Source organism: Roseovarius sp. CAU 1744 (genome assembly GCF_039839345.1).
GTDB lineage: Bacteria > Pseudomonadota > Alphaproteobacteria > Rhodobacterales > Rhodobacteraceae > Roseovarius.
In genome coordinates, this window is the sequence record NZ_JBDOQV010000005.1 from 53,475 (window position 1) to 76,671 (window position 23,197).

Below are 23,197 nucleotides of genomic sequence, written 5' to 3' on the forward strand. Positions count from 1 at the left end.
ATGACAACTGTCATCATCGACTACGAGAGCGGCAACCTGCATTCCGCCGAAAAGGCGTTTCGGCGCATGGCGGACGAGGTGGGCGCCGGCGAGGTCCGCGTGACCTCGGACCCTGACGTGGTGCGCGGTGCCGACCGGATCGTGCTGCCCGGTGACGGAGCCTTTCCCGCCTGCCGCAAGGAACTGTTCGACCATCGCGGCCTGTTCGAGGCCGCGTCCGAGGCGGTGCGCGACGGCGGCAGGCCGTTTTTCGGCATTTGCATCGGGATGCAGATGCTGGCGACCCGCGGGATGGAATATACCGAGACCCCCGGATTTGACTGGATCGGCGGCACGGTCGAGGCGATCGCGCCCGATGACCGCAAGCTGAAGGTGCCGCATATGGGCTGGAACGACCTGGTGATCGACCATCCGCACCCGGTATTCGAAGGCATCAGCACCGGCCACCACGCCTATTTCGTGCATTCCTATCATTTTCGCGTCGACGATCCGGCAGAGCGTCTGGCGCATGTCGATTACGGCGGCCAGATCACCGCCATTGTCGGGCGCGACACTATCGTGGGTACCCAGTTCCACCCCGAGAAAAGCCAGTCCACCGGCCTGAAGGTGATTGCCAACTTCCTGCGCTGGACACCCTGATGCCCCTGTCAGAGCCGCAGTTGCAGCGCGTCCTGGACGACATTGCGCAGACCGCGGCGGCAAGCGAGGACAAGGGCAAGGTTGCTGATTACATCCCGGACCTCGCGCGTATCGATCCCAATCGCTTTGCCATCGCCGTGGCCCTGCCCGGAAAACCCACGCTGCACGCGGGCGACGCGCACGCGCCGTTTTCCATCCAGTCGGTTTCCAAGGTGTTCACGCTGGCGCTTGCCCTGGGCAAGGTCGGCGACCGGCTGTGGAACCGGGTCGGACGCGAACCATCGGGCCAGGCCTTCGATTCCATCATCCAGCTGGAACAGGAAAAGGGCCGGCCGCGCAATCCGTTCATCAATGCGGGGGCCATCGTTACCACCGACACGGTGCTCGAGGGTGCGACGCCCCGCGAAACGCTGGGCGCCCTGCTGAGATTCGTGCGTGCCGCGGCCGGGGATGACGACATCCACATGAATGAAAGCGTCGCCCAGTCCGAGATCGCCACCGGACACCGGAATTTCGCGCTGGCCCATTACCTGCTGTCGCACGGCAATCTCAGGAACGCCCCCGAACTGACGCTGGGCACCTATTTCCACCAATGCGCAATCGAGATGACTTGCGCGCAACTGGCCAAGGCCGGGCAATTCCTGACCGGAGTGCCGGGCGCGCCCCGCATGGTCTCGCAAAATCGTGTCCGCCGGATCAACGCGCTGATGATGACCTGTGGCCATTACGACGGGTCGGGCGAATATGCCTATCGTGTCGGCCTGCCCGGCAAGAGCGGGGTTGGCGGTGGCATCCTGACCATCGTTCCGGGCATCGCCTCGGTCGCGGTCTGGTCACCGGGGCTTGATCACTACGGCAATTCCAAGCTGGGCACACAGGCGATGCAGACCCTGGCCGAGAAAACCGGCTGGTCGGTGTTCTGACCGGGGCCGCCGCCCCTGCGGATCACTTGACGCGGGTCCAGTTCTGACTGCGGCAGATCACGGCCACGCACCCCGACACTTTCAGCGTATTGCCGCTGAGCGTCATTTTCGATTTGTAGGTCTTGTTGCGGTCAGGCGCCCAGATCTTGCCGCCGGCATAGCTGCCGTCGCCGCTGGCCTGCATATCCCACAGCATCCGCTTGTTCAGATGCTCGTAATCCGCGGACTCCGCGCCGCCATCCTCGAACGCCTTGCGGATCACGCCGCAGATGGCATCGCCGCATTTCGACACGGCCACGTGCAGGTAGCCGCCGGAATCGCCGGGCTGGGTTTTCCAGATACCTTCGACCGGATCGGCCAGGCCGGTGCCCGCGCTCAGAACAAGCGCCGCGATGCTTAGTGCAAATCTTTTCATGGTCTTCTCCTCCCTGACATCTTGCGCGACAGTGACCAAGGCGCGGTTTTCGATCAAGTCTGACGTTGGGTCGCGTTGCAATTGCCGCGATCCCGTGCAAAACGGCAGGCAGAATTCTGCTGAAAGGGCCGCGCGATGATCCTCTATCCCGCCATCGACCTCAAGGACGGCCAGGCCGTACGCCTGTTCAAGGGTGAGATGGACCAGGCCACCATCTTCAACGACGACCCCGCCGCGCAGGCGATGGAGTTCGTGAACGCGGGCTGCGAATGGCTGCACCTGGTCGACCTGAACGGCGCCTTCGCCGGCGCGCCGGTCAACGCCGCCCCGGTCGAGGCGATTCTGGCCGCGACGCGCGTGCCCGCGCAACTGGGCGGCGGTATTCGCGACATGGCAACGATCGAACGCTGGCTGTCGAAAGGGCTGGCGCGGGTCATCCTGGGCACCGTGGCGGTGGAAAACCCCGATCTGGTGCGTGAGGCCGCGCGGGAGTTTCCCGGCAAGGTCGCCGTGGGCATTGACGCCCGCAACGGCCGCGTCGCCACCAAGGGCTGGGCCGAGGAGACCGACGTGATGGTCACCGATCTGGCGCGCTCCTTCGAGGATGCGGGCGTGGCCGCGATCATCTATACCGACATCAACCGCGACGGCGCCATGCAGGGCCCGAATATCGAGGCCACGGCGGCGCTGGCGCGGGCGGTCAGCATCCCGGTGATCGCGTCTGGCGGGGTCAGTTCGCTGGACGACCTGATCGCCCTGCGCGACTGCGGTGCAGCACTCAACGGCGCCATCTCCGGCCGCGCGCTCTATGACGGGGCGATTGATCTGAAGACGGCGCTGGCAGCACTCAAGACCGGATAGTCACCGGGCTTACATGCCCGCCGCTTTTTGCGTCAGCTTGGCCAGCGCCCCGCTCATCTTGCGGATATATTCCGCGTCGTCGCTGATGCCCGGCAAATCGTCCAGCATCTCCTTGGGGTCCTCATAGGCCAACCAGATATCGCTCGACGCGTCTATATATATCAGCACCTTCAGCGGCAGATACAGCCCGGCCTGCGGGTCATCCTGCATTGCCGGCGTGCCCAGCTTGGGATTGCCGAAAATCAATAGCTGACTGTCCGGCAGCTCCATCCCCGCACTCTTCGCGCCGCCGGCATGGTCTATGCGGGCAAAGACAGTGGCCCCGGCGCCGGTCACAGCGGCCTCAAGCGCGTCCATGGTGGCAGCCACATCCTTGTTGGATTTGACTTTGATAATATCCTCACCCGCCCAGACCGGCAGCGCCGCGAGGGTCAACATGACAGCGGCAATAAGATGTTTCATGGCAATCTCCTTGGTTGATCAAAACTTGCCCCTATCCTCTGGCAAAGCGCGGGAATTGCAAATAAACGGTTGCGTGACATAGCAACGGATCGCGAAATCATGCTCAAGACACGTATCATCCCCTGCCTCGACGTGGCCGATGGCCGCGTGGTCAAGGGGGTGAATTTCGTCGATCTGGTGGATGCGGGCGACCCGGTGGATGCCGCGCGCGCCTATGACGCTGCCGGCGCGGATGAGCTGTGTTTCCTGGATATTCACGCCACCCATGAAAACCGCGGCACGATGTTCGACGTGGTCCGCCGCACCGCCGAGCAATGCTATATCCCGCTGACCGTGGGCGGCGGTGTGCGCACGGCCGAAGACGTGCGCGCCCTGCTGCTGGCGGGCGCCGACAAGGTCAGCTTCAACTCCGCCGCCGTGGCCAATCCCGACGTGGTGCGCGAGGCCGCCGACCAGTTCGGCAGCCAGTGCATCGTCGTGGCCATCGACGCCAAGACCGTCAGCCCCGGCAAATGGGAAATCTTCACCCATGGCGGCCGCAAGCCCACGGGCATCGACGCCGTCGAGTTCGCCCGGCTGGTCGAGGAGAAGGGCGCCGGAGAAATCCTGCTGACGTCGATGGACCGCGATGGCACGCGGGCCGGTTTCAACCTGCCGCTCACCCGTGCGATCAGCGATGCGGTCAATATCCCCGTGATTGCCTCGGGCGGCGTCGGTACGCTGGACCATCTGGTCGAGGGCGTGACGAAAGGCGGTGCCAGTGCAGTGCTGGCTGCGTCAATCTTTCACTTCGGCGACTACTCGATCGCCGAAGCCAAGGCACATATGTCAAAGGCAGGAATTGCAATGAGGCTGGACGCATGACCCTTGACGAACTGGCAGAGATAATCGCCGGACGGGCCTTGGCGGATACCTCCGAGAGCTGGACCGCCAGATTGCTGGAAAAGGGTCCCGAAAAATGCGCCCAGAAATTCGGTGAAGAGGCCATTGAGGCAGTGATCGAAGCCGTGCGCGGTGACAGTGCCGCCCTGACCGCCGAAGCCGCGGACGTGTTGTTTCACCTGCTGGTCATGTTGTATTCGCGCGGTGTGCCGCTGTCGGATGTGATGGATGAGCTTTCCCGCCGTCAGGGCACCAGCGGGCTGGCCGAAAAAGCCGCAAGAAAGAAAGACTGACCCATGATCCGCCACATCGTTTTCTTCAGCGCCGCCAACCCCGAAGATGTCGACACGATCCGCGACGGGCTGATGATGCTCAAGGATATCCCCGACGCACATCACTTCGAAGTCGGGCGCAATCTGCGCAGCGACAAGATCACCGGCCCGCAGGTCGACGTCGTTGTCTACGCCGAATTCACCGATCAGGCGGCGCTTGACGCCTATAAATCCAATCCGATCTACGCAGCCTGCATCGCCAAGGTTCGCCCCCTGCGCGAGATGCGAATTGCCGCAGATTTCGAAGCTCCTTCAGATGGTTGAAAGCCACACTTAAAGCTTTGACGAGATCACGCCGGTATTGAAACCACCCATCCTCAGTTCGCCGAACAGGCGCTGGTATTCAATCTTGGGGCAGCGGTTCATGATGACATCGACCCCGCGCGCCCGAGCGGTTTTCGCCGCCGCTTCGTTGATGACCCCGATCTGCATCCAGACGGTCTGAAGCCCGGGAAATGCGGCCAGCGCCTCGTCGACGATCGGGGGGACATGCTCGGACCGGCGAAAGATGTCCACCATGTCGACCGGCTCGGAAATTTCCGTCAGGCTGCCGCGCACGGTCTGCCCGAACAGCATCTTGCCCGCGTGGCCGGGATTGACGGGAATCACCGTGAATCCCTTGAGCGACAGGTAGCGCGCCACGTAGTAGCTGGGACGCACCTCGTTCATGGACACCCCCACAACCGCGATCACGCGCGTTCTCTTTAATACGTCGCGCAGATACGAATCGGCGTATTCTGTTGCCATTTCAATACCTTGTTCAAGTTTCAGCCTGCACTCTAACGGTTTGGCAGGACAAAAAAAAGCGCCCAGGAAAACCTGGGCGCCAGTCGCGGAACGAGGGACAGTGAAGTGAAGCGCCAATGTTCCAGATTAACGCTTCTGGGATATAGATAGGTCCTCTGTTAAGAATAAAAAGAGAATGTAATATAGGTGTGAACAGAGGGTTAATTTCGGCGTTTCAGTCGAAGATATCCTCGAATACGTCCCAAAGCTCCTCGAACAGGCGCCCTGACAACGGTTTGCGTTTTCGGCGCTTATCCTTCTTCTTGTATGTGCTGCGTGTTTCCGCGCCCGGATGGCGGCGCGGCCGGGGCTGGGAACCGACGTGCGCGGCGCCACGCGCTTTCGGCAACCCGCGGACCACTGGGATGTTCTTCATTTCATGTAGCGGCGCCCCGCAGGCCGCGCAGGCCAGTTCATGGCGCCCCCGGTCCAGCACCAGCACAGCCCGTGTGCCGCAGTAACAGCAGGTGGCGATCTTGCGGCTCTGCGGCATGAACTGAATTTTCCTTCTGCAACTACCCTGCCCCGGATATTGGGCCGAAGGCGCCGTGCCGCAAGGGCATATTTCCGTGGGAATTCAACCTGAATGCGTGATATAGTGACCGCATTTCTATCCAAGGATTATTTCCATGAACGATTTTGAAGACGACCTGCCCTTCATCATCAGCCTGCGGCGTGTCAACCGGGGCGTGGGTTATGTTGCGTTGTTTCTGCCTGTCTGGCTTATCCTTGTGACTCTTTTCACCGAGACCTGTTTCAACGCGTCGATAAGCCACTACTATTTCAGCCGTATCGGGGGCGACCTGCTGGTTGGATCGCTCAGTTTCATCGCCCTGCTGCTGGCATTTTTCTACAGTTTTCCGCCAGACGATGTGGACGGGTATCGCAAGCATACCAAGCTGGACATCTGGCTGGCGAAACTTGCCGGTGTCAGCGCCTTTCTGATCGCGTTCTCGCCGACCACCGGATCGGGGTGCCTGTATGACGGCTCCGAGGTGGCGCGGGTATTCATCACCGGCGCGACCGGATCGGAGGTGTTCAACAATGACATCCGCGACGTCACCGGCACGATCACCTACGATTTCTGGGCCAGCTTCAGCCGCTTCGGCAGCCCGGACAACGTTCCCGTGATCCTGCGCAGCATCCATTTCGCGGCCGCGGCGATGATGTTCCTGATCCTCGCGTATTTTTCGTATTTCGTATTCACCCGCACCAATTCCAGCGCCTCCCTGAAACCGGGAAACCGCAAGTTTCGCCGCAACGTCTGGTACCGCTGCCTCGGCATCGCCATCCTGCTGGCGGTTCTGGCTATTGGCATGAAATCGGCGGCGCTTGAATGGTTTCTGTCACCGGAGGGGGCAATGGCCATGGAAACCTGGTGGAATCGCTGGCGGCTGACTTTCGTGTTCGAAACCGTTGCCCTGTGCAGTTTCGGGCTGAGCTGGATGATCAAGGGGCGGTTCATCAAGGCGTTCGAGGACGAGGCCGCGTTGCTGCGTCAGGGCCTGACCGCATAGAGCGCCACCGCCGCCGCATTCGACACGTTGAGCGACCCGAACCCGCCGGCATAGTCGATCCTGACCAGCCGGTCGCATGTCTCACGGGTTTTCTGCCTCAAACCCGGCCCTTCGGCCCCCAGCACCAGCGCCACGGGGTGGTCGCGGCGCCCCTCGACCGCCTGCTCTATCGTGGTATCGGCGTCGCCATCCAGCCCCAGCACCAGGTATCCCATCGCCTGCAGCTCGGTGATGGCATCCGCCAGGTTACGGATGCGCAGATAGGGCTGGCGTTCAACCGCCCCGCTGGCGGTCTTGGCAAGCGCGCCGGTTTCGGGTGCGGAATGGTGACGCGGTGCTATCACGGCACGGGCGCCGAACACCTCGGCCGAACGCAGGATCGCGCCCACGTTATGCGGGTCCGTCACCCGATCCAGCAGGACCACCCGCGGCGGCGTCTCGCCATCCCCCAGGCAGCGCTCGGCCAGCGCGCCCCACTCCAGCGGCCTGACCTCAAGCGCCGCGCCCTGATGCACCGATTGCGGATCAAGCGGCGCGGCAAACCGGCGCGGATCGGCCAGTTCGGGGGCCACGCCGGAGGCCGCGATGGCCTCGGACAGCTTGTCGCTGGCATTCTTGGTGACGATCAGGCGCAGTTTTTCACGTGCCGGGTTCTGCAGCGCATCGCGGACCGCGTGCAGCCCGAACAGCCACACCGTCTCGGCCGCCGCAGCCCGTTTGGCCTGCTCTTTCTCGATCGCCCAACGCGGTTTCTTCATGGCTTGTTCGCACCCTGCTCTGAGCGCCGGACAATGCGCCGCGTGCCGCCATTGTGCAAGCGATTTTCCTGTTGACGGTACCTTGTCGCGCTAGTAATCAGCGCTGCACGTCGGATGGCCAAGCCACCGACCGTGGGCGACAGGCCGCAAGGTGTGGCAGGGGACTGTAACTCCCTCGCGGAGACGCACGCTTGGTTCGATTCCAAGGTCGCCCACCACTCAGTCTTCCCAAAACCGCACAAACCAGGCGCGCTCGCAATGGTGTTTATCATTCAGTGAGTTACGACGCTCCAGAGCACGAGAAACCTCTCGTTTGGCCGCCGATCCGGGGCTATTCAGGCTAAATTCTGGAAAAGTCTCAGCCGGGCAGATACGCGTGAGGTCTTGAGGCGATTTATGCAGCCTCAAAGATGTGGAAATCCGAGGATTTCGCGTTGCTTTGCCCAATCCAGCGGTAGATCCTTAAGATCTCGTAGCGTTTTCGCGGTGAGTTCTACCGGCAGGCGGCCCTCGAGAATGGCCGTCGAGATGTCCGGGGCCAACCAGGCTAGCGGCAGGATAGATGCCGGCCCTCGCATTCCCGTGCCTCTCTACACCGAGTTTGAGCAACTGGACGGAGAGAGCCGACGGGACGGCGTGACCGTCCGTGACGAGGCCGAGAGCCAGACTTGGCGCATCGACTGTCGGGCAGTTTTCATCACGGTCGGCGCAGCCCCCAATACGGATTGGAAAGAAGCAAATATTGCCTTCAATGACGTCCAAACCGAACTTGTTCGAGGGTCCGAAAGCAAGCGCGTGAAATTGTCGTGGGGATGGAATTGCCACCTGGGCGCCCGACGGGCATTCAGCAAGCCCGTTTCTGCATCCGGTGCTCGCAACCGTGGCAGCGCAAGCGGACATCGAATTGACACCCGGCCGTTGTTCCCAAGAATTGCGATCGTTTCGAACTGGCGCAGAATTGCTTTGGCTTAGGCATGTTTCTGAAAAAATACTCCGCCGTCTGGGGTTGTCTCGAATAATCCCTATGGCTGCATGCCAAGGAACCCGCGCTCAACCGAATTCAATGCGGTTCCCGGAACTCAGGCGGGCGGACAAGGTCCCCGATGTCAGGACAACCTGGCCGTTTCGCGTAATAATTTCGGTAACCTTTACGTGTGTGGTATGCTCGTCAAACGCACAATTGTTTCTATCGAAAGGACATCGCCATGACATTCCGGCTCCTGTCTTGCGATGGCGGCGGCGTCCGAGGTTACATTTCCAGTTCGCTGATCTCACGGCTGAATGATGAAACCGGGGGAAAGCTGTTGGACAATATCGATGGCTTCTCCGGAAATTCGACGGGCTCGCTCATATCAATCGGGCTGGGAGCAGGTGTGAGTATCGAAGCGATTGTAGACATCTACCTCAAGCACGCGGCAGATATTTTTACCCCGAACGTGCTCAAGGAGGGTGCCGTCACCAGTAACGTACATCCGGGCGAACCGCGAAATCCGAACTTGGACGCGGCTGGCTTTCTGGGTTCCAAATATACGTTCGAGGGTCTGAGAAGGACGTTGAAGCATTTTCTCGGCAACCGGACCTTCGGAGATCTGACTCACACGATGGTCGCCGTGAACGCTGCGCGCCTCTGGAACGCTGACACGACTCCTGCCCGCTGGACATCCGAGACGATCAACACGCATAAGGTAGGTAGCGACTACAGCAATGTCCTGCTTGCCGATGCCGCCATGGCAAGTGCCGCTGCGCCCATCTATTTCCCGCCCCACGAAATCTCCGGAAAGGGTTTTTTCGCCGATGGGGGCGTCTTTGCGAACAACCCCGTGCTGGACGGGATCGAGGTCGTATTGGCGGCACAACTTGCGGCCGACCTGGCCGAGGTTGAGGTGATTTCGATTGGCACAGGTTTTGCGTCCGTCGGAATCGACGGCGCAGATGTCGCCCCCCCCACAAGCTGGGGCTCGATTCGTTGGCTATGGCCGCTGGACTGTGGATCGCATGTACCGCCACTTCCACTTGTTAACATGATGCTCCAACTCACGTCGCAGAACATCGGAAACCTGACCTCGCTCCTGCTTGGCGACCGGTTGGTACGCATCAATCCGGCGCTTGAGCGGGCCGTGATGCCGGACCAGTTCGGCCCCGAGGATTACAAGATCATGGACAAGGCCATCGACAGCGCAGCGACTGGCCGGGATTGGGACCGTGCCAAAGCGATGATTGATGCTTGGTGACCCGCCGCTGCCCGGTGCCCAAGATCCGTGTCCGCCTTACCGCAGTGCCTGCACGGTACGCGATGATCCACATTCACAAAATTCGTCTTGTGGGCTGCCAGCCATCGTCGAACAGCACATTGGCACGTGCTCACTGACTCCCAATAAAGATGCTCGTGTTCACCTCCGCCTGCCGCATCCATCAACAGCTCAGTGGAAAGACCATACCCGTCACATAGTTGTCGCGTACAAAGTACCCATCGCCAATGACACGGCACGATGTCCTGGCATCCGCCGCCTCTCTAGCTTTGGTATTCAGGCCAAACTTACGCGCGCCAAAGGTGTGCGACGCATGTTGCACCACGACAAAGTCGTGAGTGTCCACGCGCACCTGACGCATCAGCAACTTGTATTTCCCAAGATTCACGGCCTTTGTTTCACCCTGACGCCAGAACGACTCCCGTGACCGGAAGGCGGCAAGGGCTGCGGATCGTTGGCTCAGCGCTTTACCGCGCTTTGAATACTGGCGTGACATTTCTGAATGAAACGGAAGCGATGTCGGCGGGGCTGCACGTGAGGCCGATGCTGCGAAACTCGAGGCACCTGGCGCCCGTTGCGGCGTCGCTGATGTGTGCGGATCAACGCTATACCCGGCCCCACCGCTGAAGGCCCCGGAGGCGCTTTTGTGCTGAGGGGCGCCGCTGCACGCCGAAAGCGAGCAAATCATTGCAATGGCGACATAACGATACATCCATAATCTCCGTGTCAAAGTTCTGCCGACAACTTCGACATGAAAGTTGGTAGTAAGATGGCGATATTGAGGAAGGTTTTCAGTTTGCGCCTTCAATTTGACCATGATCCGACTCTACCGTCTCTCTACGGAAAGAACGCCATCGTGAGAAACGAACTATAGCTGTTGCGATACGGGTCGTCAGAGAAGGCTCGCTGACGTCGCGATGCTCTGTGAGCAGTCATTGGTATGCTCGCTGCTAAAGCTCACGATGTCCCGCAATTTGCAGCTCCGGGTACTCTTCCTCGTTGCGACCTACCTGAATGGCTGAACTCTCCGCCGCGTTGCCAATAGGATTTTCGCGGAGGTGCGGCAATTTTCGTGTTGCGCGTGCTTGCCGCGAAAAACTGAGACTTCTGCTTCGGGCTCTTCAGCCTGCCTTCTCTGCGCACTGGACGAACGGCTGCTTGGTTCAAACCACCTAGAGCGTCATTTCGCGCCGTAGCATAACGGACCCCGCATTGCCTGCGTCTAGATGCGGTATTCAGCCAGGAACTCGAAGATCGCCTTCATGCAGGTGTCCCAGGCCGGTTCGTAATCGACCAGAACGTGGTTCTTGCTGTCGAGCGGTACGAAACGCGCGCCGGGAATGCCGGCGGCAAGCGCGCGGCCCTGATCGATTGAAATTCGCTGATCCTCTTTGGCGTGCAGCACGATCGTGGGTGCCTTCACATCAGCCAGGTGATCTCGGACATCGATATCGCCGAATGCGTCTTGAAAGCGCGCCGCATTGCGCGGCGAGGTCGTCAGCCTCTGGAACTCATCGAACCAGGCAAGCTCTGCCGGGCCGGCATCCGGCATGAAGGTTTGCGAAAAGATATGGCGATAGGCGGGATTGTCCGTGCCCCAGCCGACCTCGGTCAAGTTGCGCACCGCTTCGCGACGTACGATCTCGTCAGGGCTGGCGTGATGGCGCCATCCGGACGCGTAGCCACCCAGTAGGATCAGGCCCGAGACGCGTTCTGGATGGCGCACAGCGTATTCGATGCAGACCGCCGCCCCCTGCGAGATGCCCAGAAGCGGGAACCGCTCCAGCCCCAGCGTATCAACCACCGCCTCAAGATCCTTTACGAAAACGTCGAAGGAAAGATCGCGGACTTCCCAATCGGACAACCCGCAGCCGCGTTCATCGTAGCGGATCAATGTACGCGACCGGGCAAGCTCGGCAAAGCCCCGGCCCCAGATCGGTGCACCCCAGTCGAATTCAAGATGCGAGAGCCAGTTCGCGGCTTTCAGCAGTGGCGGGCCCGAGCCCAGCGTGGCAAAGGCGATCTTGGTGTCGTCCGCTGCCTGGCAGAACCCGATCCGCTGCGTGCGCAGCCCGACCGTCGGATCGAGGGGCTGAGAACGGCTCAGTCCATCGGCGGCCGCGCGTCCGCAGAACGCGCCAGACGGCGCATTGGCGGGCCTTGGTGGTGGGGTGGCGGCGCCGGGGTCGGCCTGCTGCCAAAGCCGCGTCCACTTCGGCACCGCCAACGGCGGAAGCGCCGGATGGGTGGCCAGCAGCCCCAGTACCTTGGCCCGCGCGGCCAGTGCGTTTTCACGCTCTGTCATCAGCCACAGGTCGAACGCTTCATCCCCTGCCCCGTCAAGGCCATCAAGCAGGATGGCATCCAGTTGCTGCGCCATCTCTTCAAGCGCCTCAATTGACAAATCTCCGCCATCCCCGCTCAGGCTCGCCTCGATGTCGCGGAAATCGACGCCGACCCCGTTGGCATCGAAAGCGACCCTTTCCCGATCCGCGATGATATGCGCCCTTTCAGCGCAGTCGACCACCTTGCGGAGCTTCGACAGCGCCCATCTGAGCGCAGCCTTCGGATCATCCGGCAAATCCCAGAACAGCTCGCAAAGCCGTTCCCGGCGGTGCGGCCGCCCTGTCGCGATGAGAAACGCGAGCAATGCGCGGGTCTTCTTGGAGGCGGGTAATGCAATGTCCTGACCGGCCCGTGTAACACGCAACTCACCCAGTAAAGAAATATCTAGTCGTGTACCCAATACCGATCCTTCGGCGACTTGGTTTCAATTGCCCGCAATGCCCCGCCAACACCCCGAAAAAACGGCATGAGGGGCGCAGGACCAGGCGTCTGATTGCGCACAGGGCGCTCGCATTGCGGGAAATCTAGGGGACACGGGTCGGGATAGCGAGTCCCGTTTCGGGTGCGGCACGGAAATACCACGACAAGGCATGCCGATTACAACGCCTGTTACAACGCTGGTGACAACGCCTGCCGGTTAGGCGGGGCGCGACACGGGGGCCGTGATCCTGCGGCACAATGTAGATGACAGGCCAAAGACCGGGGCAGGCAACGCGATTTGCGGCCCCTCAGAGATTTGTGCGGCACAACGCCAGAAAGTGATTATCGAGATGCAAATTTACACAGCCTGCAAGACAAACGGAATCGCGGCCTTTGAGATCTCAGGCGACATCACCTGCGGCGACGCGGGGGCGCTATATGACGCGCTGGTTGACAGCGTTCAAAGCGGCGTGACGACGATGATCGTGGAGCTTTCGCGCGTGCGGCGCGTGACGCGCTCGGGGCTGCGCGGTCTGTTCATCGCTGCAAAACTGCTTCAGCAGGTTCACGGTGAGATGCGCATTTGCGGTGTGAACAGATCCGTGCAAGGCAGCCTGCGCGGCCAGGGGTTTGACCACCTGCTCTGCTTTCATAAACAGCCCGAGATTGCAGAACCGGCCTCTTGTCGCAGCAAACTGCGTCCTGCAGGCGCTGTGCCGCGGTTTTCCGTGCCGCAGCAGTGGCCGACCCTTTCGCAGAAGCCCGCCGAAGCCGCGTGCGGATCAAACCCGACCCAGACCGGCAACCGGGGTTAAGTCCGGGTTTCGGCGATGATCCGTGTCTCTCAAGACGAGCGTTCCGTTCAGGGCGAAATTGTCGAAAGCGCACCGAATATCGGCGCTATTGACGAGCCGTTGATCTGCGACTTTCCGGCGGCTCTGATCGTGGCCGATATGACCGATAACTGCGTAGTCGCGGAAAGCGATATGGCCGTATCGCTGTTGGGATGTACCGGACCCCGGATCGGTCAGAAACTTTCACAACAATGGATCTCGCAACGGGATTTCGACGCGTTCTTGTCGCGGTTTGCTTGCTCTGGCAACCTCAATGCCGTGGAGGTCCGCCTGCAGAAGACTGACGGAACGCAGTTCTGGTGTTCCGTTTCGGCTCGTCTGATCAGAATTTCCGAACACCCCCATATCTTGCTGCACATGCTTGATCTGAGCGAGCAGATCGCTGCCCGCGAGGAGATCTCGCGCCAACGTGACGTGTTGCACAGCGCCGAGAAACTCAGCGCCCTCGGGCAACTTCTGGGCGGTATTTCGCATGAACTGAACAACCCGCTCTCCGTGCTAACCGGGCAAGCCCTGATGTTGAAGGAAAAGGCGACTGACGACGCGATGGTGAAGCGTGCCGACCGTATCCTGAAGGCCGCTGGCCGCTGTTCGCGAATAGTCCGCAGCTTTCTTGACCTGGCGCGAGGCAATCCCGCGAAACCCGTCCCGAGCAGTCTTAACGATCTCGTCGTTCAGGCGACGGAAGCCACGATCGACACCCTTCGAGGCGCCGGCATCGAGGTTGTACTGGACCTGCCAAGGGGGCTGCCGCGGCTGTGCGTTGACCCCGATCAAATACGACAGGTCATCATCAACCTGATCGAGAACGCGGGCTACGCACTTGCCCGGATCACGGGGCCGCGGCGCATCGTGATCGTGACGCGGCCCGATGAGGCGACCAATGTCATTACCCTGAAAATCAGCGATACCGGCCCCGGCGTGCCAAGTGAAATAAGTTCGCGCATTTTCGACCCGCTCTTTACCACCAAGGGGCCTGATGGCGGTACCGGGCTTGGCCTTGCACTTTGCCGCCAGATCATGGAGGCGCATGGCGGGCGGATCGAGTTGGAAAACACGTCGGCCCGGGGGACGGTGTTCCGGCTGTGTTTCGACAGTCTCGAAACCGCGCGCACCGCGCATTGCGCCCGCCGCGAAGCGCGAAGCGACGCAAATGGGCGGTCACTTCTTATCCTCGATGATCGGTCATCCGAGGCGAACCGTTTGATGGATACCCTCTGCGCCGAGGGGCACGGCGTCGATCTGGTCGAATCGCCCTTCGTCGGCGCAGAGATGCTGAAACGTCAGCCCTACGACGTGATTCTGTGCCGGGTGGGGCTGGCGAATCTGAGTGCCCAGCAGTGCCTGCGCTCGCTCTGCGAAGCGCGGCCGGAGGCGGCGATGTCGCTGGTCTTTCTGCTGGGGTCCGAAGCCGATGCCGCGGCGCTCGATTTACTCGATCGCCTGGAACGGCCCTACCTTCTGGAACCGTTCGAGCCTCGCGATATCCGCGATGTTCTGGACCTTCTGTCACTGCGGCGCGCGTCTTGACGCGGCCCGGAAAGGAGAAAGAGATGATTGATCGCCATCACGTGGCTGTAGTCGATGACGATCCCGATATCCGGGAAACTTTTGAGGAATATCTCGATGACCGGGGCTTTCGCGTGTCGCCCATCCCCGGCGGGGCCGAATTACGCGATCTGATCGAATCCGGCGACGTGCCCGAACTGGTGCTCCTGGACGTCACGATGCCGGGGGAAGACGGGTTCTCGCTCGCCCGGTATCTCACGGCGGAAACAGGGGCGCGGGTCATCATGGTTACTGCCTCGGGCGAGACAATAGACCGCGTCGTGGGCCTGGAGCTTGGGGCCGACGATTACCTTGCCAAACCGGTCGATCTGCGGGAGTTGCTGGCCCGCGCCAAGGCGGTTCTGCGGCGGTCAGCGCCCGCGCTTGTCCCCGACGCGGTGCTCGCGATGCGCGCAAACCCCGAGGACCGGATCCTCTTCGGCACCTGTATGCTCGACCTCGCGGCGCAGATGCTCTTTGACGAGGACGGCCAGGAGATCAGGATCAGCGCGATGGAATACGACACCTTGCGTTTCTTCGCCGAGCGTCCGAACCGGGTCCTCTCGCGCGACGACCTGTTGGAGCTCGCGAATAAAGGTGATGCGGATCCTTTCGACCGCTCCATCGACATTCGCATCTCTCGTCTGCGTCGCAAGATCGAGCTGGACCCCGGCAAACCCGCCGTTCTCAAGACCGTGCGTGGGGCAGGATACATCTTTGTCTCGGATAGGAGGGTCTGACCATGCGCCCTCCCGTTTTTTGCACAACCATCACAGCGCTGACGCTGTTGCCCGGCCAGGCCGCGGCGGCGGTGTCTGCCGAAACCCAATTTATTCTCAACACTTTGTCGTTTCTCTATCACGGCATGCTGGTGCTGCTGATGGCGGCCGGGTTCACGATGCTTGAGGGCGGGCTCGTACGCACAAAAAGCGTCTCGACGATCCTTCTGAAGAACATCACGCTGGTAGCCGTCGTGGCAATTGGGTTCTGGGCGACAGGTTATGGACTGATGTTCGAAGGGGTCGATGGCGGGTTCATCGGTACCCCCGTCCCCTGGGGGCCGCAGGATGAGCCTGCGCTTTCGGGTGACTATAGCGCGGGCGCGGCGTCGGCCTCGGTCTGGCTGTTCCAGTCGCTTTTTGCGGTCACGGCGGTGTCGATCATCTCGGGCACACTGGCAGAGCGTATCCGCCTTTGGCCGTTTTTCCTGTTCGTCGCGGTGATGGCGATGCTGCTTTACCCGATTCAGGGCGCGTGGGGTTGGGGCGGAGGCTGGCTGGATGCTTTGGGGTTCGTCGACTTCGCCGGCGGCACCCATGTGCACAGCGCTGCGGGCTGGGCGGCACTGACCGGCGCGGTGGTACTGGGGCCTCGGCGCGGGCGGTTTCTGCCCGATGGCTCTGTCCGTCCGCTGCCAGCCTCCTCGCTGCCGCTCGCCACGCTTGGCGCGATGCTACTCTGGCTGGGATGGCTGGGGTTCAACGGTGGCTCACAAGGATCGATGTCAAGTGCCGCCGACATCATCTCGATGGCCAACGTCTATGTGAATACGGTCATGGCGTCCTGCGGGGGCATACTGGCCGCTGTTCTGATGATGCAGTTTGCGGGCGGCAAGATCGACCTGACAATGGTTCTCAATGGCGCGCTTGCCGGGCTTGTCAGCATCACCGCCGATCCGTCCAGCCCAGGTGTGCCCGCGGCGATCCTGATCGGTGCCGCGGGTACTGTGCTGATGGTTCTGACCTCGCACCTGCTGCTGCGGTTGCGCATCGATGACGTGATCGGAGCGATACCGGTGCATCTGCCTTGCGGGCTTTGGGGCACGCTGGCGGTGTGTATCAGCAACCCCGCAGCAGAGTTGACGACGCAGATCATCGGTGCGAGCGCAGTGTCAGCGTTCATGGCGCTGACGAGCCTGGCGGCCTGGCTTTTGCTGCGTGCACAGATGCGGCTACGACTGAGCCAGGGCGAAGAGGCCATAGGTATCGACCGGGTGGAAACCGGCGCATTGGCCTATCCCGAGTTCACGACGAGGACCGTTGGAAACGTCGACTGACCTTGTTCTCGGCAATTGAGAATCCATCGATGGGCCGTCCGCCGAGGCGGCCTTTCGATGTTTCAAGTTCGTCCGCAAGCGACAATCTTTTCAATTATTTATGCGTCGCGAAAACCCCGGACACAACGCGGAAACAATAGAAACAATAAAGCCGTTACACAGAAGAATTCAGGACAAGTGTCAGGGGTAAGAACTCCTCATCAACGGCGCAATATGACGCCGCGGAAATCGCAAGAAGAGTGAGGAGAATTAGTTATGAATACGAAGTCCTGTTCAGGTGTCTCCGAAAACGGAATTCAGAAGACACCGGTGCTGATGACGCTTTGGCGGCGGCTTGGCGCGGCGCGCGCGCAAGAGCGCGAGATGACCGGCACGCTGCGCGCGTTGTCGGAACTGGAGGATTATCAGCTTGACGATATCGGCCTCTGCAGGTCGGACCTGACACCCGACGGGCTAGAAGCGGCGCAGCGGCGGCGCAACTGGCGGCAGATGCTGGAGCGTCCGGCGCTGCGGCGTCGGGCGGGGCGGCTGTGACCGGCGCGGCGCTGATGCAGGACGCGCCGATGATCGTGTCGGGCGTGGCGGCGGCAACGTGCTTGACGCTTGCGCCGGCCTTCCGCGCGCGTCGTTCGATCCTGCTGTGTCAGCTTGCAGCGGCCCTGTTCTTTGCGGCGCATTACATTTTCCTTGGTATCGCGGTCGCAAGCGCGGTCAACATACTCAGCGCGATTCAGACCGGGGCCGCAGTATTCGCGGTGCGATCGACAGCGATGCGCGGGCTCGGCTATGTGCTGATCTGCCTGATGGGGCTTGTTGGCCTCTGGTTCTGGCAGGGTCCGGTTTCGGGTCTGAGCGTGGCCGCGACGATCCTGATCGCGACGGCGCGGATGCAGGCCGATCAAGTTCGTCTTCGGCTGTTGTTGCTCGCGGGGGGATGTTTCTGGACGGCGCATGACTTCGCTGCCGAGGCCTGGATCGCGCTTGCCGCGGACCTCGGGGCGCTGGCGATGGGCCTTGTCGCACTCGCCACGCTGCTGGTCCGCGTGACCATCGTTTGGCGGCCCTCGTATCCCAACGCATGCACCTGTGGCCACCTGGCCCAATCAAGAACCGCTTGAATTCCAATCACTTGGTTCCCGACCCGGCCGCAGCATCCTTCGGGGGCGGCCACTTCACCCCGCTCTTCACGAGCATCAAGAACGACACTGGAGAAACGACATGGACTTCCTCTTTCACGCCCTTCCCGGCCTGTACGACCACATCCGCCATTTGCGCGATCAGCGCAGGTTGGAGGGGTTGTCGGATCACATGCTGCAGGATGTCGGCCTGGCCCGCGACCCGTTCACCGGGCAGATCCGTCAAATACTGGGCTAAAGCACCATTCCTACCAAACCAACCATCTCAAACAGGAGACTCTCATGACCACCAATGGTTTTGCCGAATACATCTGGCTCGACGGCACCGAACCGACACAACAACTTCGCTCCAAGGCGCGCTTCGTGGCGCTTCCCGACGCCCCCGCCGCCAACGATTTTCCTGGCTGGGGCTTTGACGGCTCCTCGACCGGACAGGCGGCCGGGGACGATTCCGACTGCCTGCTGGAGCCGGTCCACATTGCCCATGACCCGCGCCGGGGCAAGGGAAACTATCTGGTGTTGTGCGAAGTGCTGAACGCCGATGGCACGCCCCACTGCACCAACCACCGAGCGGAATTGCGCCGTACGCTTGATACCGCTGGCGCGGGTGCGCAGCCCTGGGCCGGGTTCGAACAGGAATATACCCTCTATCACGCCGGTCGGCCCCTCGGGTTTCCCGCGGATGGCTACCCCGCGCCGCAGGGCCCCTACTATTGCAGCGTGGGCGCGACCACGGCCTTCGGGCGTGAACTCGCGGACGCCCATGCGCGGGCCTGTCTTGAAGCTGGGCTGTCGATCTATGGGATTAACGCGGAGGTCATGCCAGGTCAGTGGGAATTTCAGATTGGCTATCGCGGCATTGACCGGGAACCGGTTGATGTGCTGACGATGTCGGATCAGCTTTGGCTGGCGCGCTTTCTGTTGATGCACGAGGCAGAGCGTTTCGGCTGGGCAGTGTCCTTCGACAACAAGCCGATGGCCGGCGACTGGAACGGCGCGGGGATGCACACGAATTTCTCGACCGCCCAGACCCGTGACCGCGACGGCGGGCAGGACGCGCTGAAGTCTGCGATTGCAGCCCTGTCGCGCCGTCATGAGGATCACATTGCGCGTTATGGGGCAGGTCTGGCCGACCGCCTGACCGGCCTGCACGAGACCTGCCGAATTGATGAATTCCGTTCTGGCATCGCCGATCGCGGCGCGTCGATCCGCATTCCGGCCTCTGTCGCGGTAAAAGGGCACGGATACCTCGAAGACCGCCGTCCGGGCGCCAATGCCGATCCCTATCAGGTGGCAACCTGTCTGGTTGAAACGGTCTGCATCGGTCGCAAAACGGAGCATCTGCTTAGCGAGAGAGCCACCGCCGCCGAGTGACGCGCAATATGCGCTTGGCCCGTCGCTCGCAATGAACAATGTCCCCGTGCAGCCGTTGACTTAGTTGCGCGGGGAAACATCCCTGACACCAATGACCGCTCTTCATGCTGCCTCGAAGCGTTCATTTCTGAGCATTTGCAGCGGCTTTCAGGCTTCGTCGCGTGGTATTCGCCTTGCCATGTTGTGGCGGCCAGACGGCCCCCGGCACCCCCGCGATTTCGGCTGCGCGCGGTGCCCGAGCTTACTGTTCCTGCGTGCCACTGCTTGTGCCGGAGCTTGGGTTTCGCTCTCCGGCCACTATGACCTTGCCGGGGTTCAGCGTATTGCACGGATCAAGTGCTTTCTTCATGTCCACCAGTGTCGCCAGCGTATCGGGTGCCAACGATCTGGCCAGAACCGCACGTTTTTCGATGCCGATCCCGTGCTCCGCGGAAATGGTGCTTGCGGAAAATTCGCTCAACGTATCGTAGATCAGCCCGTCATAGACCTCTCGCTGCGCGGCATCGCTTTTTCTGATTGCAAACATCACATGCAGATTCCCGTCGCCGACATGTCCGAACACATAAGGTACAAGATCGGCGGACCGCGCCGCGCATCGTTGCCTCAGACGCGCCGCAAAATTCGGCAGGTCGACCAGTTTCAGACCGATGTCATAAGACAGGCTGGTGTCAGACACATTGTCGATCGCGTCACTGTCCTCTCGCGACCGCCAGATCTTGTGCCGCTCGGATCCGGATTGCGCGACGACAGCATCCGCGACCGCACCCTTCTCGAAACCGGCTTCAAGGAACGCGACAAGCCGGGCCTGCGCCTCGGCCTGAGACGTGCCGGCCAGTTCGATTATCACATAGATGCCCCGCCCCATCGGCAATGGCGGGCGTCCGAAGCCGGGTTGCGATGTCGTCAGGTGAAAATACTCCGGCCACATCGCCTCGAAGGACATCAGGTCCGCGCCGAAATTCTTGCGCGCACTATTGAAAAGAGACGGCAGGATCTCGGGGCTGTCACAGGCCAGCAGCGCGCAGCAGGTGCCCCCGGGCACAGGCCATATCTTGAGAACGATCTTTGTCACCAGGCCGAGCGTACCTTCGCTGCCGATGAAAACCTGTTTCAGATCATAGCCCGCGTTGTTCTTGAGCAACTCATTGCTCAGATCCAGAACGCGCCCGTTTGCCAGAACGACCTCCAGGCCCAGCACGTTCTGGCGCATCATGCCGTATTTCAGCACCTGAATCCCGCCCGCATTCGTGCTGACCATGCCGCCGATCGTGCAGGACCCGCGCGACGGTATATCCACGCCCGTCATCAGGCCCAATGGCTCCAACGCCTGCTGAAGCGCCCCAAGCGTAACGCCGGGTTCGACCACCGCGATCCCCTGAAGCGGGTCAATACGAAGGATCGAGGACATGCGTTCAAAGGAAACGATCACGTCGCCTGGGTGGGATGCTGTGCCATCCACAAGGCCGGTCAGCCCGCCATGCGGCACAAGGCCAATGTTCCGGCTGTTTGCGGCCTCGCAAATCCGCGACAGTTCGGTACTGTTGGCGGGACGTACCAGTATGGAGGCGCCCAATGCGGCCGTGCAGTAGCCCGGATCGCGGGTCGCCAACCGCTCGGCCGTCAGCACATGCTCTGTCCCGACGATTGCTGCAAACATGTCTGTCGTGGTCGTCACTTAACTGATCCTCCAAGGCCGCTTCTGTCTACTCTATGAGATCCGCAAGGACGGTGGCATTGCGTTTGTGTGAAAAGGTCGTTGCGGCGGCTTGGGCATTCCAGTCGCAGGCATTTAGGGATCTTGCACACAGGCTGGCGTCGCGCCGGAACCGGCCCCGCAGTTCTGTCCGGGTCCGGGCGCCCGCCGTGCCGACACGCGGAAACCACGGCAAACCTTTTCATGGATTGGAAACTATTGTTCCACGCTTTATGCGCGGCAGCGGGGCCACGCATCGATATAATGAGGGCCCAACAGTATCATCGAAAGGGACGAACGCTGTGGCAATTACTCTTGGCGAATACCTCATAAAACTGCTGGAGCGTTTTGATGTCGAACATGTGTTTGGTATTCCGGGCGTGCATACCGCAGAGCTGTATCGGGGTCTGACAAACAGTCCGATCAGGCACGTGACGCCACGCCATGAACAGGGCGCCAGTTTTGCGGCAGACGGCTATGCCCGAATGAGCGGAAAACCAGGGGTCTGTCTGTTGATAACGGGGCCCGGACTGACCAATGCGATGACCGGGATCGGACAGGCCTATGCCGATTCTATTCCGATGCTGATCCTGTCCGGAGTGAACGCCACCCGCGAGCTTGGCCATGGCAGGGGCCGTCTGCATGAACTGCCCAACCAAAACGCGCTGATGTCGCAGATCACTGCGTTCTCGCACACATTGACCCATGCCGATGACATCCTGCCGGTTCTGGAACGCGCCTTTGCGGTATTCGAAGGCGGCCGCCCGCGCCCGGTGCATATCGAAATCCCGCTTGACCTGATGGGGGCCGACGCCAGCCATCTGGCGCTGCCCGAACAGCGCAGCACACCGATGAGGGCACCCTGTATCCACCCCGACCAAGGTTCTACATTCGCCGAAATGTGCCAGGCCGCCCAACGTCCCATCATTCTGGCGGGCGGCGGGGCGCGCGGGGCAGCCGAGGAGCTGACCCGATTGGCCGAGGCCCTGAACGCGCCGGTTGTGACCACGACCAATGCGCGGGGTCTTTTGGGTGACGAACATCCTCTGGCGCTGAATGCCTCCCCTTCGCTCTATGCCGTACGTGCGCTTGTGGAGCAGGCCGACCTGACCATCGCTGTCGGGACCGAACTGGGACAGACCGACTATGATGTCTATGGCAGCGGACCATTCCAGGCGGGCGGCAAACTGGTGCGGATCGATATCGACCCCCAACAGCTCAAGCGCAATGCCCGCGCGGAACTCGAAATACTTTCGGATGCCCGCGCGGCGCTGGCCGATGTCGTTGCCCGCGTGCCTGAAACGGGCAAGGCAAACCCGCTGGCCGAACAGGTCCCCGGGGTCAGGGCCGCAGCAGCTCAGGGCCTGTCACCGCTCTATGCCCGCGTCGCACGCTGCCTCGGTACAGTCTGGAACACTATTCCGGACGCAGTCTTTGTCGGGGATTCGACCCAGCCGGTCTATGCGGGCAACGATTTGCTGCCGATCCCGGCCACCGGGCGCTGGTTCAACTCGGCCACCGGTTTCGGCACGCTGGGCTATGCCTTGCCCGCCGCCATCGGGGCCAAGGCCGCCGCCGCAGAGCGCCCGGTCATAGCCGTGGCCGGCGATGGTGGGTTTCAGTTCACCTTGACCGAAATGGCCATGGCCGCCGAGGCCGATCTGCCGGTTTCGGTGATCGTGTGGGACAACGCCTGCTACCTAGAAATCAGCAACTACATGAAAGAAATCAACGTGCCGCCCGTCGCGGTGGATCTTGTGTCACCGGATTTTGCAGCCATTGCGACAGCCTATGGTTGGAACGTCGCGCGGGTCCGTTCGGAACAGGAACTGATCGAGGCGATCGCGCTGACCCAGAATTCCGGCACAAGCACGCTGATCCTGGGCATGGAGTTTCTTGATGAAGACACGGGAAACCAGGATGGCTGATGCAATGAACAAGGACCA

At 61.3% G+C, this 23,197-nt stretch carries 26 protein-coding genes and 1 tRNA gene; 19 read left to right on the forward strand and 8 right to left on the reverse strand.

From position 1 onward, the window contains the following. Both hisH and AAFO92_RS11155 read left to right on the forward strand, forming a co-directional pair. Positions 1-639, forward strand: coding sequence for an imidazole glycerol phosphate synthase subunit HisH (gene hisH / locus AAFO92_RS11150; protein ID WP_347535049.1), 639 nt, complete (start codon positions 1-3; stop codon positions 637-639). Beyond that, a complete protein-coding gene (locus tag AAFO92_RS11155) occupies positions 639-1,562 on the forward strand; it encodes a glutaminase (RefSeq protein WP_347535051.1) in 924 nt (307 codons plus the stop codon). The genes hisH and AAFO92_RS11155 overlap by 1 nt, the downstream gene beginning before the upstream one ends. A gap of 22 nt (positions 1,563-1,584) precedes the next feature. Here AAFO92_RS11155 and AAFO92_RS11160 read toward each other — a convergent pair whose 3' ends face one another. Further along, positions 1,585-1,977: a DUF2147 domain-containing protein gene (locus tag AAFO92_RS11160; RefSeq protein WP_347535053.1), complete on the reverse strand. Its 393-nt coding sequence runs from the start codon at positions 1,975-1,977 to the stop codon at positions 1,585-1,587. A gap of 135 nt (positions 1,978-2,112) precedes the next feature. Between AAFO92_RS11160 and hisA the strand changes: the two genes are divergently transcribed. Continuing rightward, positions 2,113-2,838: a 1-(5-phosphoribosyl)-5-[(5-phosphoribosylamino)methylideneamino]imidazole-4-carboxamide isomerase gene (hisA, locus tag AAFO92_RS11165; RefSeq protein WP_347535055.1), complete on the forward strand. Its 726-nt coding sequence runs from the start codon at positions 2,113-2,115 to the stop codon at positions 2,836-2,838. 9 nt (positions 2,839-2,847) lie between these two features. Here hisA and AAFO92_RS11170 read toward each other — a convergent pair whose 3' ends face one another. Further along, positions 2,848-3,300, reverse strand: coding sequence for a DUF302 domain-containing protein (locus AAFO92_RS11170; RefSeq protein WP_347535057.1), 453 nt, complete (start codon positions 3,298-3,300; stop codon positions 2,848-2,850). Positions 3,301-3,399: 99 nt separating this feature from the next. On the opposite strand from AAFO92_RS11170, the gene hisF reads away from it, so the two are divergent. From hisF to AAFO92_RS11185, 3 genes are read left to right on the forward strand one after another with little or no spacing between them, the layout of a single operon-like run. Then, the gene (gene hisF / locus AAFO92_RS11175; protein ID WP_347535059.1) at positions 3,400-4,164 is read left to right on the forward strand and encodes an imidazole glycerol phosphate synthase subunit HisF; all 765 of its coding nucleotides are present in this window, start codon (positions 3,400-3,402) and stop codon (positions 4,162-4,164) included. Then, on the forward strand, positions 4,161-4,475 hold the full coding sequence (locus tag AAFO92_RS11180; RefSeq protein WP_347535062.1) for a phosphoribosyl-ATP diphosphatase: 315 nt from the start codon (positions 4,161-4,163) through the stop codon (positions 4,473-4,475). Before hisF ends, AAFO92_RS11180 begins: the two co-directional genes overlap by 4 nt. A 3-nt stretch (positions 4,476-4,478) precedes the next feature. Then, on the forward strand, positions 4,479-4,778 hold the full coding sequence (locus AAFO92_RS11185) for a Dabb family protein (protein ID WP_347535064.1): 300 nt from the start codon (positions 4,479-4,481) through the stop codon (positions 4,776-4,778). 9 nt (positions 4,779-4,787) lie between these two features. Here AAFO92_RS11185 and AAFO92_RS11190 read toward each other — a convergent pair whose 3' ends face one another. Both AAFO92_RS11190 and AAFO92_RS11195 read right to left on the reverse strand, forming a co-directional pair. Beyond that, complete coding sequence (locus tag AAFO92_RS11190) at positions 4,788-5,261, reverse strand: CoA-binding protein (RefSeq protein WP_347535066.1); 474 nt, start codon at positions 5,259-5,261, stop codon at positions 4,788-4,790. A gap of 214 nt (positions 5,262-5,475) precedes the next feature. Further along, positions 5,476-5,793 (reverse strand): hypothetical protein, encoded by a 318-nt coding sequence (locus AAFO92_RS11195; RefSeq protein ID WP_347535068.1) that lies wholly within the window; start codon positions 5,791-5,793, stop codon positions 5,476-5,478. A gap of 136 nt (positions 5,794-5,929) precedes the next feature. Between AAFO92_RS11195 and AAFO92_RS11200 the strand changes: the two genes are divergently transcribed. Continuing rightward, positions 5,930-6,817 carry a hypothetical protein gene (locus tag AAFO92_RS11200; protein ID WP_347535070.1) on the forward strand — a complete coding sequence of 296 codons (888 nt, stop codon included), beginning with the start codon at positions 5,930-5,932 and terminating at the stop codon, positions 6,815-6,817. On the opposite strand, the gene rlmB is transcribed toward AAFO92_RS11200, so the two are convergent. Then, positions 6,799-7,575 (reverse strand): 23S rRNA (guanosine(2251)-2'-O)-methyltransferase RlmB, encoded by a 777-nt coding sequence (gene rlmB, locus AAFO92_RS11205; RefSeq protein ID WP_347535072.1) that lies wholly within the window; start codon positions 7,573-7,575, stop codon positions 6,799-6,801. The genes AAFO92_RS11200 and rlmB overlap by 19 nt on opposite strands. 134 nt (positions 7,576-7,709) lie before the next feature. On the opposite strand from rlmB, the gene AAFO92_RS11210 reads away from it, so the two are divergent. The 3 genes from AAFO92_RS11210 to AAFO92_RS11220 all read left to right on the forward strand — a co-directional run bounded on the left by AAFO92_RS11210 (position 7,710) and on the right by AAFO92_RS11220 (position 9,806). Further along, positions 7,710-7,793, forward strand: a tRNA-Tyr gene (locus AAFO92_RS11210). Between the two features lie 298 nt (positions 7,794-8,091). Continuing rightward, positions 8,092-8,547, forward strand: a complete 456-nt coding sequence (locus tag AAFO92_RS11215) for a hypothetical protein (RefSeq protein WP_347535074.1) — start codon at positions 8,092-8,094, stop codon at positions 8,545-8,547. A gap of 233 nt (positions 8,548-8,780) precedes the next feature. Further along, positions 8,781-9,806, forward strand: a complete 1,026-nt coding sequence (locus AAFO92_RS11220) for a patatin-like phospholipase family protein (protein WP_347535076.1) — start codon at positions 8,781-8,783, stop codon at positions 9,804-9,806. A 181-nt stretch (positions 9,807-9,987) separates the two neighbouring features. On the opposite strand, the gene AAFO92_RS11225 is transcribed toward AAFO92_RS11220, so the two are convergent. Further along, positions 9,988-10,641 carry a hypothetical protein gene (locus AAFO92_RS11225; RefSeq protein ID WP_347535078.1) on the reverse strand — a complete coding sequence of 218 codons (654 nt, stop codon included), beginning with the start codon at positions 10,639-10,641 and terminating at the stop codon, positions 9,988-9,990. Between the two features lie 405 nt (positions 10,642-11,046). Continuing rightward, complete coding sequence (locus tag AAFO92_RS11230) at positions 11,047-12,474, reverse strand: alpha/beta fold hydrolase (protein ID WP_347535080.1); 1,428 nt, start codon at positions 12,472-12,474, stop codon at positions 11,047-11,049. A gap of 466 nt (positions 12,475-12,940) precedes the next feature. Between AAFO92_RS11230 and AAFO92_RS11235 the strand changes: the two genes are divergently transcribed. From AAFO92_RS11235 to AAFO92_RS11270, 8 genes are all read left to right on the forward strand, one after another. Continuing rightward, positions 12,941-13,405: an STAS domain-containing protein gene (locus AAFO92_RS11235; RefSeq protein WP_347535082.1), complete on the forward strand. Its 465-nt coding sequence runs from the start codon at positions 12,941-12,943 to the stop codon at positions 13,403-13,405. 15 nt (positions 13,406-13,420) lie between these two features. Then, positions 13,421-14,974: an ATP-binding protein gene (locus tag AAFO92_RS11240; RefSeq protein ID WP_347535084.1), complete on the forward strand. Its 1,554-nt coding sequence runs from the start codon at positions 13,421-13,423 to the stop codon at positions 14,972-14,974. Between the two features lie 23 nt (positions 14,975-14,997). Beyond that, entirely contained in the window at positions 14,998-15,732 is a 735-nt protein-coding gene (locus AAFO92_RS11245; protein WP_347535086.1) for a response regulator transcription factor, read from the forward strand. A 2-nt stretch (positions 15,733-15,734) separates the two neighbouring features. After that, entirely contained in the window at positions 15,735-17,048 is a 1,314-nt protein-coding gene (locus tag AAFO92_RS11250; protein ID WP_347535088.1) for an ammonium transporter, read from the forward strand. A 255-nt stretch (positions 17,049-17,303) separates the two neighbouring features. Then, on the forward strand, positions 17,304-17,582 hold the full coding sequence (locus AAFO92_RS11255) for a DUF1127 domain-containing protein (protein ID WP_347535090.1): 279 nt from the start codon (positions 17,304-17,306) through the stop codon (positions 17,580-17,582). Continuing rightward, complete coding sequence (locus AAFO92_RS11260; protein ID WP_347535092.1) at positions 17,579-18,166, forward strand: YgjV family protein; 588 nt, start codon at positions 17,579-17,581, stop codon at positions 18,164-18,166. The genes AAFO92_RS11255 and AAFO92_RS11260 overlap by 4 nt, the downstream gene beginning before the upstream one ends. 100 nt (positions 18,167-18,266) lie before the next feature. Further along, positions 18,267-18,422, forward strand: coding sequence for a hypothetical protein (locus AAFO92_RS11265; RefSeq protein WP_347535094.1), 156 nt, complete (start codon positions 18,267-18,269; stop codon positions 18,420-18,422). A gap of 44 nt (positions 18,423-18,466) precedes the next feature. Beyond that, entirely contained in the window at positions 18,467-19,558 is a 1,092-nt protein-coding gene (locus tag AAFO92_RS11270) for a glutamine synthetase beta-grasp domain-containing protein (protein WP_347535096.1), read from the forward strand. Between the two features lie 241 nt (positions 19,559-19,799). On the opposite strand, the gene AAFO92_RS11275 is transcribed toward AAFO92_RS11270, so the two are convergent. Next, the gene (locus tag AAFO92_RS11275) at positions 19,800-21,233 is read right to left on the reverse strand and encodes an FAD-binding oxidoreductase (RefSeq protein ID WP_347535098.1); all 1,434 of its coding nucleotides are present in this window, start codon (positions 21,231-21,233) and stop codon (positions 19,800-19,802) included. A gap of 320 nt (positions 21,234-21,553) precedes the next feature. Here AAFO92_RS11275 and AAFO92_RS11280 point away from each other — a divergent pair, with 320 nt between their 5' ends. Further along, positions 21,554-23,179: a 5-guanidino-2-oxopentanoate decarboxylase gene (locus AAFO92_RS11280; protein WP_347535100.1), complete on the forward strand. Its 1,626-nt coding sequence runs from the start codon at positions 21,554-21,556 to the stop codon at positions 23,177-23,179. The last annotated feature ends 18 nt before the right edge of the window (positions 23,180-23,197 follow it).

What these genes read in the sequence shown, in the direction of transcription:
- hisH (WP_347535049.1), top strand. Translation starts at nt 1, where the DNA reads ATGACAACTGTCATCATCGACTACGAGAGCGGCAACCTGCATTCCGCC.
- AAFO92_RS11155 (WP_347535051.1), top strand. Translation starts at nt 639, where the DNA reads ATGCCCCTGTCAGAGCCGCAGTTGCAGCGCGTCCTGGACGACATTGCG.
- AAFO92_RS11160 (WP_347535053.1), bottom strand. Translation starts at nt 1,977, where the DNA reads ATGAAAAGATTTGCACTAAGCATCGCGGCGCTTGTTCTGAGCGCGGGC.
- hisA (WP_347535055.1), top strand. Translation starts at nt 2,113, where the DNA reads ATGATCCTCTATCCCGCCATCGACCTCAAGGACGGCCAGGCCGTACGC.
- AAFO92_RS11170 (WP_347535057.1), bottom strand. Translation starts at nt 3,300, where the DNA reads ATGAAACATCTTATTGCCGCTGTCATGTTGACCCTCGCGGCGCTGCCG.
- hisF (WP_347535059.1), top strand. Translation starts at nt 3,400, where the DNA reads ATGCTCAAGACACGTATCATCCCCTGCCTCGACGTGGCCGATGGCCGC.
- AAFO92_RS11180 (WP_347535062.1), top strand. Translation starts at nt 4,161, where the DNA reads ATGACCCTTGACGAACTGGCAGAGATAATCGCCGGACGGGCCTTGGCG.
- AAFO92_RS11185 (WP_347535064.1), top strand. Translation starts at nt 4,479, where the DNA reads ATGATCCGCCACATCGTTTTCTTCAGCGCCGCCAACCCCGAAGATGTC.
- AAFO92_RS11190 (WP_347535066.1), bottom strand. Translation starts at nt 5,261, where the DNA reads ATGGCAACAGAATACGCCGATTCGTATCTGCGCGACGTATTAAAGAGA.
- AAFO92_RS11195 (WP_347535068.1), bottom strand. Translation starts at nt 5,793, where the DNA reads ATGCCGCAGAGCCGCAAGATCGCCACCTGCTGTTACTGCGGCACACGG.
- AAFO92_RS11200 (WP_347535070.1), top strand. Translation starts at nt 5,930, where the DNA reads ATGAACGATTTTGAAGACGACCTGCCCTTCATCATCAGCCTGCGGCGT.
- rlmB (WP_347535072.1), bottom strand. Translation starts at nt 7,575, where the DNA reads ATGAAGAAACCGCGTTGGGCGATCGAGAAAGAGCAGGCCAAACGGGCT.
- AAFO92_RS11215 (WP_347535074.1), top strand. Translation starts at nt 8,092, where the DNA reads ATGGCCGTCGAGATGTCCGGGGCCAACCAGGCTAGCGGCAGGATAGAT.
- AAFO92_RS11220 (WP_347535076.1), top strand. Translation starts at nt 8,781, where the DNA reads ATGACATTCCGGCTCCTGTCTTGCGATGGCGGCGGCGTCCGAGGTTAC.
- AAFO92_RS11225 (WP_347535078.1), bottom strand. Translation starts at nt 10,641, where the DNA reads ATGGTCAAATTGAAGGCGCAAACTGAAAACCTTCCTCAATATCGCCAT.
- AAFO92_RS11235 (WP_347535082.1), top strand. Translation starts at nt 12,941, where the DNA reads ATGCAAATTTACACAGCCTGCAAGACAAACGGAATCGCGGCCTTTGAG.
- AAFO92_RS11240 (WP_347535084.1), top strand. Translation starts at nt 13,421, where the DNA reads ATGATCCGTGTCTCTCAAGACGAGCGTTCCGTTCAGGGCGAAATTGTC.
- AAFO92_RS11245 (WP_347535086.1), top strand. Translation starts at nt 14,998, where the DNA reads ATGATTGATCGCCATCACGTGGCTGTAGTCGATGACGATCCCGATATC.
- AAFO92_RS11250 (WP_347535088.1), top strand. Translation starts at nt 15,735, where the DNA reads ATGCGCCCTCCCGTTTTTTGCACAACCATCACAGCGCTGACGCTGTTG.
- AAFO92_RS11255 (WP_347535090.1), top strand. Translation starts at nt 17,304, where the DNA reads ATGAATACGAAGTCCTGTTCAGGTGTCTCCGAAAACGGAATTCAGAAG.
- AAFO92_RS11265 (WP_347535094.1), top strand. Translation starts at nt 18,267, where the DNA reads ATGGACTTCCTCTTTCACGCCCTTCCCGGCCTGTACGACCACATCCGC.
- AAFO92_RS11270 (WP_347535096.1), top strand. Translation starts at nt 18,467, where the DNA reads ATGACCACCAATGGTTTTGCCGAATACATCTGGCTCGACGGCACCGAA.